The sequence below is a fragment of the Photobacterium sp. SP02 genome (assembly GCF_038519165.1).
GTDB lineage: Bacteria > Pseudomonadota > Gammaproteobacteria > Enterobacterales > Vibrionaceae > Photobacterium > Photobacterium halotolerans.
The window spans coordinates 1-15,487 of sequence record NZ_JASJOJ010000043.1 but is presented as its reverse complement, the minus strand read 5'-3'; the positions used below and the strand labels follow the sequence as shown (position 1 = coordinate 15,487).

The window sequence follows — 15,487 nt, the reverse complement described above, 5'->3', positions numbered from 1 at the left end:
CACAGCATTGATACGCTCTAAGGAAAATTAATGCGGGGCTTGACGAAAAATGGCTGATCCAAAGGATCAGCCATTTCAGAGGAAGACCTCAGGCAGGGTTAGCCACCAAAGTCATCCAGCAGGATGTTTTCGTCTTCAACACCCAGATCTTTCAGCATACTGATAACAGCGGCGTTCATCATAGGTGGACCGCACATGTAGTATTCGCAGTCTTCCGGTGCATCATGATCTTTCAGGTAGTTTTCATAAAGCACATTGTGGATGAAGCCTGTGTAACCGTCCCAGTTGTCCTCTGGCAGAGGATCAGACAGGGCGCAGTACCACTTAAAGTTATCGTTTTCGTTCTGCAGCATATCGAAATCTTCCACATAGAACATTTCACGCTTAGAACGCGCACCGTACCAGAAAGTCATCTTACGCTTAGACTGCAAACGCTTCAGCTGGTCAAAGATGTGTGAACGCATAGGTGCCATACCTGCACCACCGCCGATAAACACCATCTCAGCATCAGTATCTTTTGCGAAGAACTCACCAAACGGACCAGAGATAGTCACCTTGTCACCCGCTTTCAGTGACCAGATGTACGAAGACATGATACCTGGTGGCACATCCGGATTACGAGGTGGCGGCGTAGCGATACGCACGTTCAGCATGATAATGCCTTCCTCTTCCGGGTAGTTCGCCATCGAGTAAGCACGAATTGTTTCTTCGTTAACCTTTGACTCGTAACGGAACAGGTTGAACTTGTCCCAGTCTTCACGGAATTTCTCAGGTACGTCGTAATCGGCATACTTAACATGGTGTGGTGGCGCTTCAATCTGAATATAACCACCAGCACGGAAAGGTACTGATTCGCCGTCTGGAATGCCCAGTTTCAGCTCTTTGATGAAGGTCGCTTTGTTATCGTTAGAGATAACAGAACATTCCCACTTCTTCACACCAAAGATTTCTTCCGGCAGTTCGATGTCCATGTCGGCTTTCACGTTAACCTGGCAAGACAGACGCTCACCTTCACGTGCTTCACCTTTAGTGATGTGATCCAATTCCGTTGGCAGAATATCGCCGCCACCAGATTTGATTTTCACGCGGCACTGACCGCATGAACCACCACCACCACAAGCAGAAGAGACAAAGATGCCGCTGCCTGCCAGTGCACTCAGAAGTTTACCACCCGCAGGGGTCGTAATTGCTTTTTCCGGGTCGTTATTGATTGAGATAGTAATGTCACCTGATGGTACCAGCTTGGATTTAGCGAACAGAATCACTAATACCAAAGCCAGGATAATCAAGGTGAACATAACTACGCCAAGAATAATATCCATGAATTATTCCTTATTATCCTGATTACAGCTGTACACCGGAGAAGGACATGAAGCCCAACGCCATGAGACCTACAGAGATGAAAGTAATACCCAGGCCACGCAGACCGGCAGGTACGTCAGAATATTTCATCTTCTCGCGAATACCCGCCAGGGCAACGATAGCCAGCATCCAGCCCACACCTGAGCCAAAGCCGTATACCACAGACTCCGCGAAGTTGTAGTCACGCTGTACCATGAAAGATACGCCACCGAAGATTGCACAGTTAACGGTGATCAGCGGCAGGAAAATACCCAGCGCGTTGTACAGCGGCGGAAAGAAACGGTCCAGAATCATTTCCAGAATCTGTACCAGTGCCGCGATAACACCGATAAAAGTGATAAAGTTCAGAAACGTCAGATCAACGCCTTCAACAATGGCGCCGTCTTTCAGCAACAGGTTATAAACCAGGTTGTTAACCGGTACTGAGATAGTCAGTACGACTGTTACCGCGACACCCAGACCGAAAGAGGTTTTGACTTTCTTCGACACCGCCAGGAATGTACACATCCCCAGGAAGAAAGACAGTGCCATGTTCTCGATGAAAATCGAACGAACCATTAAGCTAATATAATGTTCCATGTTTCCCTTACTCCTTCGCTTCTACTTGATCCGGGCGTAAAGTACGGATAGTCCAGATCATGAAGCCAATCAGGAAGAAGGCAGACGGTGCCAACAACATGATACCGTTTGGCTGATACCAGCCACCTTCAGAGATCAGCGGCAGCACTTGCATACCAAACAGTTTGCCTGAACCCAGCAGCTCACGGAAGAAACCGACTGTCAGCAATACGAAACCGTAACCCAGACCGTTACCGATACCATCCAGCAAAGATGGCAGGGGAGCAGATTTCATTGCATACGCTTCTGCACGACCCATAACGATACAGTTAGTGATGATCAGGCCTACGAATACAGACAGCTGCTTAGAGATGTCGTAAACGAACGCTTTCAGCACCTGGTCAACCACGATTACCAGCGAGGCAATAATCGCCATCTGAGCGATAATACGCACGCTGTTAGGGATTTGGTTACGCACCAGAGAAACAAAGAAGTTGGAGAACGCAGTAACGAAAGTTACCGCCAGCGCCATTACGAACGCGGTTTCCAGCTTAGTGGTTACAGCCAGCGCTGAACACACACCCAGTACCTGCAGGGCGATCGGGTTATTACTAACGATCGGCCCCAGCAGGACTTTTTTCATTTCTTTAGTATCAGCCATTGTTCAGGCCTCCATTGCGCACTTTAGTCAGGAACGGACCGTAGCCGTTATCACCTAACCAGAACTGGAAGGTGTTCTGAACGCCGTCACTTGTCAGCGTTGCACCAGACAGACCGTCGATACCGTGAACATCACCTTCCGGTGCGCCACCTTTCACGACACGGATGGCCGGGGCGAAACTATCGTCAAACAGTTTCTTGCCTTCCCACTGTGCACGCCATTTCGGGTTCTCAACTTCACCACCCAGTCCAGGAGTTTCACCCTGTTCATAGTAAGTGATGCCAGACACTGTGTTGCCGTCGGTCTCAACTGCAACGAAAGCGTACATCATGGACCACAGGCCTTTGCCGTTCACAGGCAGAATCAGCTTCTGTACCTGATTGTTGGCATCTTTTACCAGATACACTTTAGCGACGTCCGCACGACGAATCAGCTTCGCCGGGTCAGTTGCCGGATCCAGCTTCACAGACAGATCCGGATTTTTCGATGCGTCACGCTGGTCATACTCTGCAGGTGATTGACCATCAACAGAGTCAACGAAGTTACCGGTAGCCAGATCAACCAGCTTAGGTTCAATGAACTGATTGTAGGTTTCTGTAACTTTGACACCCTCTTGCAGCAGACCTGCTACAGACAGGATATTACGCTGAACATCCAGCTTAGCGTTCGCTTGCTGCATCGGACGCAGCATGACGGCTGCTGTTGATACCACGATAGAGCACACCAGGCTCAGGACAACAACAACAATCAGCGTTTTCTTGATGCTATCATTCTTATTTGACATGACGAGCCAGTCTCCGTTTGATGTTGCCTTGAATTACTGCATGGTCAAACAGCGGTGCAAACAGGTTGGCGAACAGAATCGCCAGCATCATGCCTTCCGGGAACGCAGGGTTAACCACACGTACCAGAACAGCCATCACGCCAATCAGTGCACCGTACCACCACTTACCTTTATTGGTAAAAGCAGCAGAAACCGGATCGGTTGCCATGAACATCATACCGAAGGCGAAACCACCCAGAACCAGGTGCCAGTGCCAAGGCATAGCGAACATTGCATTGGTATCAGAACCAATAATGTTGAACAGCGTTGCGGCAGCAACCATACCTATCAGAGTACCGGCAATAATGCGCCAGGACGCAATACCCAGATACACAATGAAGGCACCGCCGATCAGAATGAACAGGGTCGAGACTTCACCGATAGAACCAGGAATACGACCAATGAAGGCATCCATCCAGGTCACAGCTTCGCCAGTCACAGTGTTGACCACTGCTGCCTGACCACCGGCTGCCCACTGGCTCAGTGCCGTAGCACCGGAGAAACCATCAGCGGCAGTCCACACCAAATCGCCTGAGATCTGCGCCGGGTAAGCGAAGAACAGGAAAGCACGACCAGCCAGAGCCGGATTCAGGAAGTTACGACCTGTACCGCCAAAGATCTCTTTCGCCACGACCACACCAAAGGTAATACCCAGTGCAGCCTGCCACAGAGGCAGTGTTGGCGGAACGATCAGTGCAAACAGAATCGAAGTCACGAAGAAACCTTCGTTCACTTCGTGCTTACGCACCATACAGAACAGCACTTCCCAGAAACCACCAACGATAAATACCGTGGCATAGATTGGCAGGAAGTAAGTCGCACCCAGCAGCATTTTACTGCCCCAGCCGGCGTCAGCACCTAAGGTGCCACCCAGAGACTCGGTCAGCCAGTAATGCCAGTCACCACTGATAATGGCAGCCAGTTGATCACCTGCATACAGGTGGTTCAGGGCGAATACTGCCTGATGACCTACGTTGTACATACCCCAGAACATGGCAGGGAATACGGCCAACCAGACCATGATCATGATACGTTTCAGGTCGATACTGTCACGCACGTGAGAACCGGTACGGGTTACAATACCTGGGGTGTAAAGCACGGTGGCGACTGCTTCATACAGTGCAAACCATTTCTCATGCTTACCACCTGGCTCAAAGTGGTGTTCGATCTGCTCGAGGTAATTCTTGAGGCTCATGAATTATCCTTCCTTCTCAATCTTGTCCAGGCATGCACGCAGCATTGGACCGTACTCATACTTACCTGGGCACACGAAGGTACACAGTGCCAGATCTTCTTCATCCAGCTCCAACGCACCCAACTGCTGGGCACTGTCAGTATCGCCGGCGCACAGATCACGCAATAGCAGTGTAGGCTCGATGTCCAGCGGCATGACACGCTCATAGTTACCGATTGGCACCATAGAACGCTCACTACCGTTAGTAGTGGTTGTCATGTTGTACAGCTGGCCTGGGAAAAATTGGCTAAAGAAAGCACGTGTTACAGAGAATTTGTTCTTACCAGGAACGATCCAGCCCATGAATTCTTTCTCACGACCTTCACGCAGCGCAGAAATCTGCAGGTGATAACGGCCGAGATAAGCATGAGGGCCAGTCGCCGGAATGCCATTCAGGACAGACCCTGACAGCACACGCAGTTCACCGGTTAACAGCTCAGACTCAGTCAACTGCTCGACAGACGCACCGATAACAGTACGAACCAGACGAGGGTTGTTGACGGCAGGACCTGCCAGAGAAACAACACGCTGAGTGTACAGCTCGCCAGTCAGGAATAACTGACCGAAAGCAATCACATCCTGATAGTTCAGGTGCCATGCAACGTTATGAGCGTCAGCACCGAACAAAGTATGGATGTGCGTACCTACCAGACCGGCAGGGTGCGGTCCGTTAAATACGTGCTCTTCAACATTGGCTTCGCTGCTGCGCGGCAGGCTCGCACCTGACTTACACACATACACCTTGCCACCGGTCAGACGAGACAGAAGCGACAGACCAGCAACAAAGGCTTCGCCTTGCTCGTTGATGATCACTTCTGGGTTGGCTGCCAATGGGTTGGTATCCATCGCATTGACAAAAATCGCCTGTGTTTCAGACTCGATCGCTGGGACCTTGCTGAATGGACGGGTACGTAACGCTGTCCACATACCGGACTCAACCAGCTGCTCGACAATCACAGCACGATCCAGTTGAGCCAGCTCAGCTTTGTCATAGCGGTTAAAGGTGATTTGCTCATCGCCCTCAACATCAATGACAACAGACTGAAGCACACGCTTCGCTCCACGGTTGACTTCCAACACCTTGCCGCTGGCCGGAGCAGTAAATTTCACGCCTGGGTTCTTCTTATCTTCGAAGAGCACCTGACCTTTTTTTACTACATCCCCAACGCGGACATGCATGGTTGGACGCATACCCACGTATTCTTCGCCAAGCAAGGCGACTCGAGAGATGGATTTACCATCATTTATCGCCTGGGTAGGAGTCCCTGCAATTGGGATATCCAGCCCCTTCTTTATTGTAATCATACGCACTTGCACTACATTAACGGGAAAAAGAACTTGTTATTGCGCAACTTAGACACGACTTTCCTTGGTCCGAGGCCGGCTTTCCAGCAACCAGCACCGCAACATCCTATTAACTCTTTCATCACACATTTAAGATGACGAGTTTTTTCGAGGGCCGGATTTTAGCATTAATCAACAGGTTTTTACTATGGCAAACCTCGCTAATCGAACTGAAATTCAGCGATAGCTGATGTGCTAATAATCACGAGAACAGATAAATTTGACCCAACGCACACTTGCGCTGAATCTTCTGCTTGTTGCCTCGAAAATTATATTTTTGTGCTATTTACAAATTGGTATCAAAACGTCAACACCAAAGGACAGTCGGTAAAACTAACGCATTCGATGGTCATAAAACAGTAAAATTCGACGCAAAACTGCATCGAATTTGCAACATATGTTTTCATCCGCTGGCTAAGGCATCACCGAACATTTCACCACATTCGGGACTCATTATAGTCGCCTGAGATGAGAAAAGGCTTGCTAACTGAGCGGCGCAAGCTAAGCGGCTCTAGCACCGCAAGGCCAGCAGCAGGGCTATCACAGGACACTCTGTGACTTAACGGTGCGTATACTACGCCATCACTCAGTTATTGATGACTATCAACTTCAAACTTCGGACTGTAAAAAACCGCAACAAGATGCGGTTTTTGATCCAAGGTGTGATTCACCACTGTTCAGTCGCTTGATGTATTCATCATATCTTAACCAAACTTGCTGCCACCCAAACAAGCGGGGGAAGCCGGTGCAGACTGCTGCGCCTGCCATTCATCCGGGGTGTAAGTGTGAATCGCCAGCGCATGAATGTGATTGGCCAGCTCGTCTGCCAGTACCGTATTAATTGCTCTATGGCGACCAATCAGGCGCTGACCTTCAAATTCATTACTGACCACTATCACTTTAAAATGACTTTCTGCGCCTTCTGGCACATTGTGCATATAACTTTCATTGCGCACTTCCAGATGGGTCGGTGACAATGCAGCTTGCAGTTTCTGTTCAATACGTTCCTGGATCATAAGGCCTCCTGACGCCGGCATGCTAGGTGTCTGAGCAAATGCAGCGAATGAAAATGCGGCGATATCCTGAAAATCGCTGTGTTATGCTCAGCATAACAACACACTTCGCACTGTTAGTCTTTGCAGCTACGTCAGCATCTGCGAAAATATTCAACCCGACAACATACCCTAAAGATAGCCTGAATGAAACCTGAGCTCACCCTGCACGGCCAGACCCTGCAACTGAACCGCTACCCAATTCGTCAAAATGAAACCTTGCAAGCCTGGGATGCGGCGGATGAATACCTGATCAACCAGGTTGAAGACATGAAACAGAAGCAGGCACTCACTCTGGATGCTGAGCGCCCTGTGCTGATCATCAATGACAGCTTTGGTGCGTTAGCATGCTGGTTCGCCCGTCAGGGACAGACGGTATCTGTTGGTGACTCATACATTGCAAGAACGGCCAGCCAGCACAATCTGGCCGCAAACGCGCTGCCGGACATCAGATTCACTGACTGCCTGGCCCCTGTGCCCCCCAAGACCCAGCTGGTGCTGCTGAAGCTGCCTAAAAATAACCGGCTGCTTGTCTGGCAGCTCACCCAGCTTTGTGCCGCTTTACCTGAAGACTGTGTGGTGATTGCTGCCGCTAAAGCCAGGGATATACATTCCTCCACACTCAAACTGTTCGAGAAACATCTGGGCCCGACCAGTACGTCACTGGCGGTGAAAAAAGCACGACTGATTTTCTGTCAGCCGGATAAAAATCTGGCGGCATCGCTGCCGGAAACCCAGCGCTGGGAGGTGCCTGAGTACAAGCTCACCTTAACCAACCATGCCAATGTGTTTTCCGGTGAAAATCTCGACATCGGAGCCAGGTTATTGCTGGAACATATCCCTCAGGATCCGGCACTGAAGCACATTATCGACTTAGGTTGCGGAAACGGGGTGATTGGCTTGCAGGCAGCCAGACTCAACCCACAGGCGAAAGTGACCTGTGTCGATGAAAGTTACATGGCCGTGGCGTCTTGCCGGGAAAATGCTGACCTGAATCTGACTCATCCGGAACAACTCGAAGCTAAAGTAGATAACTGTTTGGAAAGTATGGCAAATAGCGACGCTGATCTGGTGTTATGCAACCCGCCTTTCCACCAGCAAAATACCATTACCGATCATATTGCCTGGCAAATGTTCTGTGATGCAAAGCAAAGCCTAAAGCAGCACGGACGTTTGATAGTGATAGGTAATCGTCATCTTGGCTATGATGGAAAGCTTAAGCGCCTGTTTGCTAAAGTACATAAAATTGCTCAGAACCCTAAATTTGTGGTTTATCAAGCTGAAAAATAAGCCCATAATTTTGCTCATTGCGGCTGGCGACAGCCTGTTTAATAAGGAACAAACCGGATGAAACCCTTCATTTTCGCCGTATCACTGCTGGCGCTGACGGCCTGTACGGCACCGACTGACTCCCAGCTTTCTATCCAGCCCTCCCCTTCACTGGCCAAACAGCCAGACCTAGAAGGGCAAAGCCTGACCCTTGAAAGCCGCGACCTGCGCACCGCCCAGTTTGTTGCTGTGGTTGATAACGGCGATCAGAACGTCCATCCCCTGCACGCGAAAGAAAACCTGCGCCTGACATTACAAGACGCACTTTCTCGTCAGCTGAGCTCTCAGGGCGTGCAAATCGGCCACGAAAGCCAGAACACCATGCGACTGGATATTCTTGAAGCTATCGTCAATGTCAAACAGAGCGCCTTCAGCCACACCTTAAACAGCAAGTTGCAGCTGCAGCTGGTTTTGACAACCCCTAATGGAAAATTCATCAAACGTTATGCGGGTAAATCATCCCGCGAGGGCGCGATGACAGCGTCAACAGAGTCAATGGAAGTGGCAATGACGGGCCTGATGGATGCCGTACTGCGTGACATCCAGTCTGATACGGAACTGAACAGCTACATGGAGGAGAACCTGTAATGCGACATTTTATCACCGCCACCCTGCTGGCACTTTCGTTTTCAGCCTCGGCCGCCACTCAGATTGCCATTGAAACCAGTCTGGGCGAATTTGTGGTTGAGCTGAATGAAGAGCAGGCCCCAGTTACCACCAAGAACTTCCTGCGCTATGTCGAAGACGGCAGCTATACGGGCACCATTTTCCACCGGGTTATTCCGGGATTCATGGCGCAAGGTGGCGGGTTTGATGCCGATTTGCAGCAGCGCCAGAGTTACGAGCCTATCAAGAATGAATCAGATAACGGCCTGAGCAACCAAAGAGCCACCATAGCCATGGCGCGGACACAAGTGGCCGATTCAGCCACGCGTCAGTTCTACATCAATTACCAGAACAATACCTTTCTTGACGGCCGCTCGGGCAAGCCGGGTTATGCGGTGTTCGGAAAAGTTGTGAAAGGGTTCTCAGTTATTGAAAAAATGGCCGCGATTCCTACCACTACAGTCCGCTCAATAGGTATGAAAGATGTGCCTCAGCAGCCTATAGTTATTAAAGCTATTAACCTAATCAACAAGTAGATTGACGACCCTGGCCGTTAATCTTCGGCCAGGGTGGTGCCTATGCTCAAACTTGTTTCCTCAATACCGGATGTGCCGACAGAGCAAATTGCCAATCACATTACTGATTACGCACCCGCTCTGGCTATTTCTATGCTGGGCACCATTAACGGTGATACCAGCTACGACTCCTTAAAAAAAACCTGCACTGAGCATCTGCATGACTGGTGGCTGCTGTCGATCCCCAGTGGTACGCCTGACAATGCCTATGAGTCCGTGTACTGGTATCTGCTGCATTTGATGGAATCACTGGAAGAGCACCAGTTGCTGGGCAACTGCTTTATCCAGTTTCGCGTCACTGCCGGCGCTAAATTCCTGCTGGGTATCGGTGAGGCGCCCGAGAAAATGCAGGGCATTCGCCCCTAAAGCAGTACTTTGCCCCCAAACTCACCACACTTTGACTTTCCGATGGTTTTTCTCACCCGCGCTTGCTGTTACCTTATAGCGCTAAATCTGGAACCAGATAGTAATCAGTAGCAGAGGCCACTCCACATGGAGCACACCGTCGACGATCGCCCGAACACCGGGTGGCGCGTATATCTCGAAAAAAAAGTTCTCATCATGCTGGCACTCGGATTTTCGTCCGGTCTGCCCATTTTGCTGGTCTTTGGCACCCTGTCCTTCTGGCTGCGTGAAGCCGAAGTCAGCCGCACTGACATTGGCTATTTCAGCTGGGTCGCGCTCGCGTACGGCTTTAAATGGATCTGGTCACCACTGATAGACCGCTTCCCCGTTCCTGTACTGTCCAGCTTATTGGGTCGTCGCCGTGGCTGGATGGTGTTCTCGCAACTGCTGATCATTGCCTCACTGTGCGGTATGGCGTTAAGTAATCCGCAGATTGATTTATACCAGTTAGCGGTATTTGCGGTGATAGTGGCGTTTTCTTCTGCATCGCAGGACATAGTGATTGATGCCTACCGGATAGAGCTGGCAACGGAACGCTTGCAGGCCGCGCTGGCTGCCGCTTATATGACAGGCTACCGGCTGGCCATGATCATGGCTGGCGCTGGCGCGCTGGCCTTTGCCGCTTTATTTGGTTCAGACACCGGCTATGACCCTATCGGCTGGAAAACTGCTTATTTCATCATGGCCGGCTTTATGGCCGTCGGCCTGATCACCGCGCTTTGCATTCATGAACCGGCACGTAACGGCAAAGAAATGGATGCGCTGGAAGCGGAGATCCGCCAAAGGCTGGCGGCCGGAAACATGCCGCACTGGCTGGCCCGCATCTGTGCCTGGTTTTATACCTCTGCGATCATGCCTTTTATCGATTTCTTCTCGCGCTATGGGAAAGCTGGCCTGCTGCTGCTGGCGCTGATCGGCTGTTACCGTATCTCAGACGTCGTCATGGGCGTGATGGCCAATGCTTTCTATGTCGATATGGGGTTCAGCAAAACCGAGGTCGCTTCTGTCTCGAAAATATACGGCGTGATCATGACACTGGCAGGTGCGGGCCTGGGCGGTATATTAATTTACCGCTATAACACGCTACGGATTCTGGCCTTGGGTGCTGTACTGGCTGCTTTCACTAACCTGCTGTTTATGGCCTTCACCTATATTGGCAACAGCCTGCCTATGCTGACTTTGGTGATCTCGATCGATAACCTGAGTGCGGGCATTGCCACCGCCGCCTTTATTGCTTTTATGTCCGGCCTGACCAACGTGGCGTTTTCTGCCACCCAATATGCCCTTTTCAGCTCCATCATGTTGCTGTTCCCGAAATTTCTCGCCGGTTTTTCAGGCCTGTTTGTTGATCACTGGGGCTATAACATCTTCTTTCTGAGTACCGCACTGATCGGCTTACCTGTGCTGATCCTCATCAAAGCGGTGGCGAAATACGCCCCGCATCAGAACTAAAATAGCCTTGTCCGGGAACTTTATCTGGCCTGAGTGTTCCAATATGCCAGGTCAGATAGCTTGCCCCTCTCCGCTCTGTTTCTATATCTGTTGATAATTCTGACTCTCAAGTTGACTTTATTTGATCTAAGTTAACTTTCCCGCATACCAGACATGAGTAATAACTGACCTATTACTCATTTAGATCAGAAAAATTACATTCAATAGCGAACAAAAAGAGATCAAAATCACTTTTGATTTTTTTTGCAATCCATTACACAAGATCAAACTCACAATCAAAAAACAACTGCTCGTTTGTTACATTCACATTAGTGACATCAAACAATACACTTCCCGCCATTGATACGGACTGGTCAAAAAAGTCCGGTGTTTTAATTCAATTAGCGAGAGTTGACGATGCGTAAATCCCTTGTTGCACTGAGTGTACTGGCAGCTTCCCTGTCTGCTGCTACAAATGCTGCTGATTACACCGACGGTAATATCCACAAGAACGACTACAAATGGTCTCAGTTCAACCTGATGTACGCATTTGACGAGCTGCCAGGCGAATCCAGCCACGACTACCTGGAAATGGAATTCGGCGGTCGTTCCGGTATCTTTGATCTGTACGGTTATGTCGACATCTTCAACTTGGCCAACAGCCCAAGCAGCGATAAAGCAACTGCGCCAAAAATGTTCATGAAGTTTGCGCCACGTGTTTCTCTGGATGCACTGACCCAGACCGACCTGTCTTTCGGTCCGGTACAAGAGCTGTACTTCGCTACCCTGTTTAACTGGAACGGCGCAGCAACAACTAACTCAGACGGCTCAATCAATGGTGCAAGCGTAAACAACTCTTTCTGGGGTCTGGGTTCTGACATCAACGTGCCATGGTTGGGCAAAATTGGTCTGAACTTCTACGGCTTGTATGACCTGAACAAAAAAGACTGGAACGGTTACCAGATTTCGACCAACTGGTTCAAACCTTTCTATACCCTGGACAACGGCAGCTTTGTGTCCTACCAGGGTTACATTGATTACCAATTTGGTGTAAATGATGACTTCGGTGCACTGTACTCTTCAAATGGCGGTGCTATGTTCAACGGTATCTACTGGCACTCTGAGCGTTATGCGGTGGGTTACGGTCTGAAAGCCTATAAAGACGTTTACGGTCTGAAAGACGGTGGTCTAGCAGGAAAAACGACTGGCGTCAGCCACTATGTCAGCGTGACTTACAAGTTCTAAGTCTTACCCTGAGCAACATTGTGATTCCTGCAAAGGCGCCTTCCCGGCGCCTTTGTTTTTCGTTCTAACTCCTGAGACAATTTTATTTTCCTGCCAACCCCTTTCATCTGCCTGATTTGCTAACTGATTTCTAAAGTTACGATCTGTATCACTCTCCAGAGCACGGATTATTTTCTTACTTCTAAGGCATCCCATCGGCAATCCACTAATCTTTTAAGTTAGACACTGTCTTTCTGTTAAGAAACAAGACTCTTGACAGAGGTGTTACTAAGCAATGGCAACGATAAACGATAAGTGAGAACGCCAACATGAAACAGACTCGTTTAGCTTTGGCTCTTGGAGCAGCACTGGTATGCCCCGGAACCGCTTTTGCCGCTGATTATACTGACGGCGATATCCATAAGAATGACTATAAATGGTTTCAGTTCAACCTGATGTACGCACTGGAAGAGTATCCTCGCGCGCCCAGCGATCCATCCGGTCATGACTATCTGGAAATGGAATTTGGTGGTCGCTCGGGTATTTTTGATCTTTACGGCTATGTGGATTTCTTCGATCTGACAGAAAGCGATGCCAGTGACAAGAAAGACAGACCCAAAATGTTCATGAAGTTTGCGCCACGGGTTTCGCTTGATGCCTTAACCAAAACTGATCTCTCATTCGGCCCGGTGCAGGAGCTCTATTTTGCCACCCTGTTCAATTGGGGAGGCGGCGCGCAGGACGTCAATAACTCCTTCTGGGGGATAGGCTCCGATATCATGGTGCCCTGGTTTGGTAAAGTCGGCCTGAATCTGTATGGTTTGTACGATGTCAACGCCAAAGACTGGAACGGCTACCAGATATCCACCAACTGGTTTAAACCCTTCTATACCTTTGCTAATGGCTCATACATTTCCTATCAGGGCTATATTGATTACCAGTTCGGTGCCGATGATGAGTTTAACGGCAATTCCCAGGCCACCCATGGCGGGAACTGGTTCAACGGGCTTTACTGGCACTCTGACCGCTTCTCGGTCGGATACGGTCTGAAACTCTTCTATGATGTCTACCTGATTGAAGATTCCGATAGCTTTGAGTCAACCGGCCCATCCCATTATTTCTCTGTCACCTATAAATTCTGAACCACATCCGGTCCGGGTACTCAGGTATCCGGACTTTTGCTTTACCCCTTGATTTCACAACCGCTACAATAGGCTTCAGTAATTCCTTTCCCAACAGGCAATACCGTGAAGATTACCTTAGTCGGCGCTGGCGCCATAGGCAGCCTCTGGGCAGGTGCTCTGGCCAGACAAGGCCATACCATCCACCTTTGGCGACGCCAGACTGACAGCGCCTGTACGCTGAACTGGCAGGGCCCAGATGCGCCGGATGCAGACACTTTCACCTTTCGCTGTAATCAGCCCGACCAGCTCAGCCGCAGCGATATTGTTCTGATCACAGTAAAAGCCTTTCAGGTTTCTGAGGCAATAAAGCGCATAGCCCCCTGGCTGGACGCCTCAACGCCTGTGATTGTGATGCACAACGGCATGGGCACTGAAAACGAGGTGCTGCAACTGCTGCCTGATAACCCGGTACTGTATGCAACCACCTCTCAGGCGGCGTTACGTGTCGACAGCCACAGCGTACGCCATACAGGATCTGGCCCGACCTGGCTGGGCGCCGTGAATGCAGCCGGCAATCAGTGGCAGGCACTGGCCGGGGTGCTGAACACGGCTCTGGCTCCCTGCCAGTGGCATGATGATATTCACTATCCGCAATGGCAGAAACTGGCAGTCAATTGCGCCATCAATCCGCTGACGGCCATCCACCAATGCCGCAATGGCGATCTGGCTGCGCCGGATTTTACCGCCGAACTGACGGATATCTGTCGCGAAGTCGCGGCTGTCATGACAGCCGTCGGCTACACCACCCGCACCGAAGAGCTATTGCAACGTACTCTGACGGTTATCAGGGCCACGGCGGCCAACTTTTCATCCATGCAGCAGGATGTTGCCAATCAGCGACCAACAGAAATCGACGCCATTACCGGCTTTCTGATTGAGCAGGCACACCATTTTCAGCTTGCCGCCCCGGCAAATACCGCCGTGTGGCAACAGATAAAACACTTGGAGCAAAATTATGACTAACCCATCGAAATCCTCAGTCCTGCCACTAAAAGTGGCTGTCTGTATCGCCCCCGGCAGCGAGGAAATGGAGGTCATCAACACGGTTGATATTCTGATCAGGGCCGGCATGCAAGTCACCATTGCCAGCGTGGCTGAGGATGGCGCACTGGCGGTGAAAGGCTCGCGGGGCATCACACTGACCGCAGACTGCCCGCTGGTTGAGATTGCCGATGAACAGTTCGACTGTGTGGTTCTGCCCGGCGGGCTGCCTGGCGCAGAATATCTCAGAGACAGCACGCTGACGGTTGAATTCGTCAAGCAGCATAAATACGACGGTAAGCTTGTGGCGGCGATCTGTGCCGCGCCTGCTGTGGTGCTGGAACATCACCAGCTGTATCCGGACGCGCTGATGACGGCTCACCCGGCCTTTGTTGACCGTATTCCTGAGCACCGCCGCCGTGAAGGTCGCCGCGTGATGTTTGATGTGAACAATAATCTGCTGACCAGCCAGGCACCGGGCACCTCGCAAGAGTTTGCACTGGAAATCATCACCCTGCTGCTGGGTAAAGCAACAACCGCCAAAGTGGCAGAACCTATGGTGATGTGGCCGAGTATGAGTTATGACGTGGTGGGGAAAAGCTGATATTCCCTCCCCTTCGTAATTCGTAAGAGGAGGGAATCATCGTGGTTTCAGTCATCGCGGTACAATCCCTCCCCCTTTTCAAGGGGGAGGTTAGGAGGGGGTTAAAAGGCACTG

General features: G+C 50.4%; 16 protein-coding genes. 9 read left to right on the top strand and 7 right to left on the bottom strand.

The features are described from left to right. Positions 1-98: 98 nt before the first annotated feature. From nqrF to bolA, 7 genes are all read right to left on the bottom strand, one after another. A complete protein-coding gene (gene nqrF / locus P0Y67_RS16320) occupies positions 99-1,322 on the bottom strand; it encodes an NADH:ubiquinone reductase (Na(+)-transporting) subunit F (RefSeq protein ID WP_342392731.1) in 1,224 nt (407 codons plus the stop codon). Positions 1,323-1,344: 22 nt separating this feature from the next. Next, the gene (gene nqrE, locus P0Y67_RS16315; protein ID WP_342392730.1) at positions 1,345-1,941 is read right to left on the bottom strand and encodes an NADH:ubiquinone reductase (Na(+)-transporting) subunit E; all 597 of its coding nucleotides are present in this window, start codon (positions 1,939-1,941) and stop codon (positions 1,345-1,347) included. Between the two features lie 7 nt (positions 1,942-1,948). Next, the gene (locus P0Y67_RS16310; protein ID WP_342392729.1) at positions 1,949-2,581 is read right to left on the bottom strand and encodes an NADH:ubiquinone reductase (Na(+)-transporting) subunit D; all 633 of its coding nucleotides are present in this window, start codon (positions 2,579-2,581) and stop codon (positions 1,949-1,951) included. Continuing rightward, positions 2,574-3,365, bottom strand: a complete 792-nt coding sequence (locus tag P0Y67_RS16305) for a Na(+)-translocating NADH-quinone reductase subunit C (RefSeq protein ID WP_342392728.1) — start codon at positions 3,363-3,365, stop codon at positions 2,574-2,576. The genes P0Y67_RS16310 and P0Y67_RS16305 overlap by 8 nt, the downstream gene beginning before the upstream one ends. Continuing rightward, positions 3,355-4,599 (bottom strand): NADH:ubiquinone reductase (Na(+)-transporting) subunit B, encoded by a 1,245-nt coding sequence (locus P0Y67_RS16300; RefSeq protein ID WP_027253863.1) that lies wholly within the window; start codon positions 4,597-4,599, stop codon positions 3,355-3,357. Before P0Y67_RS16300 ends, P0Y67_RS16305 begins: the two co-directional genes overlap by 11 nt. Positions 4,600-4,602: 3 nt before the next feature. Further along, positions 4,603-5,943: a Na(+)-translocating NADH-quinone reductase subunit A gene (locus P0Y67_RS16295; RefSeq protein ID WP_342392727.1), complete on the bottom strand. Its 1,341-nt coding sequence runs from the start codon at positions 5,941-5,943 to the stop codon at positions 4,603-4,605. 743 nt (positions 5,944-6,686) lie between these two features. Further along, positions 6,687-6,998 carry a transcriptional regulator BolA gene (gene bolA, locus P0Y67_RS16290; RefSeq protein WP_342392726.1) on the bottom strand — a complete coding sequence of 104 codons (312 nt, stop codon included), beginning with the start codon at positions 6,996-6,998 and terminating at the stop codon, positions 6,687-6,689. A gap of 183 nt (positions 6,999-7,181) precedes the next feature. On the opposite strand from bolA, the gene P0Y67_RS16285 reads away from it, so the two are divergent. The 9 genes from P0Y67_RS16285 (at position 7,182) to P0Y67_RS16245 (ending at position 15,373) form a co-directional block, all read left to right on the top strand. Next, a complete protein-coding gene (locus P0Y67_RS16285) occupies positions 7,182-8,324 on the top strand; it encodes a methyltransferase (RefSeq protein ID WP_342392725.1) in 1,143 nt (380 codons plus the stop codon). Between the two features lie 57 nt (positions 8,325-8,381). Next, positions 8,382-8,951 (top strand): YajG family lipoprotein, encoded by a 570-nt coding sequence (locus P0Y67_RS16280; protein WP_161459126.1) that lies wholly within the window; start codon positions 8,382-8,384, stop codon positions 8,949-8,951. Continuing rightward, positions 8,951-9,505: a peptidylprolyl isomerase gene (locus P0Y67_RS16275; RefSeq protein ID WP_342392723.1), complete on the top strand. Its 555-nt coding sequence runs from the start codon at positions 8,951-8,953 to the stop codon at positions 9,503-9,505. Before P0Y67_RS16280 ends, P0Y67_RS16275 begins: the two co-directional genes overlap by 1 nt. 42 nt (positions 9,506-9,547) lie before the next feature. Further along, positions 9,548-9,910: a hypothetical protein gene (locus P0Y67_RS16270; RefSeq protein WP_342392722.1), complete on the top strand. Its 363-nt coding sequence runs from the start codon at positions 9,548-9,550 to the stop codon at positions 9,908-9,910. 126 nt (positions 9,911-10,036) lie between these two features. Then, the gene (locus P0Y67_RS16265) at positions 10,037-11,401 is read left to right on the top strand and encodes an AmpG family muropeptide MFS transporter (RefSeq protein WP_342392721.1); all 1,365 of its coding nucleotides are present in this window, start codon (positions 10,037-10,039) and stop codon (positions 11,399-11,401) included. A 396-nt stretch (positions 11,402-11,797) separates the two neighbouring features. Beyond that, entirely contained in the window at positions 11,798-12,625 is an 828-nt protein-coding gene (locus tag P0Y67_RS16260; RefSeq protein WP_342392720.1) for a nucleoside-specific channel-forming Tsx family protein, read from the top strand. A 308-nt stretch (positions 12,626-12,933) separates the two neighbouring features. Next, complete coding sequence (locus tag P0Y67_RS16255; protein WP_342392719.1) at positions 12,934-13,746, top strand: nucleoside-specific channel-forming Tsx family protein; 813 nt, start codon at positions 12,934-12,936, stop codon at positions 13,744-13,746. A 105-nt stretch (positions 13,747-13,851) separates the two neighbouring features. Continuing rightward, positions 13,852-14,751, top strand: a complete 900-nt coding sequence (panE, locus tag P0Y67_RS16250; protein WP_342392718.1) for a 2-dehydropantoate 2-reductase — start codon at positions 13,852-13,854, stop codon at positions 14,749-14,751. Beyond that, positions 14,744-15,373, top strand: a complete 630-nt coding sequence (locus P0Y67_RS16245) for a DJ-1 family glyoxalase III (protein ID WP_342392717.1) — start codon at positions 14,744-14,746, stop codon at positions 15,371-15,373. Before panE ends, P0Y67_RS16245 begins: the two co-directional genes overlap by 8 nt. Positions 15,374-15,487: the final 114 nt, after the last annotated feature.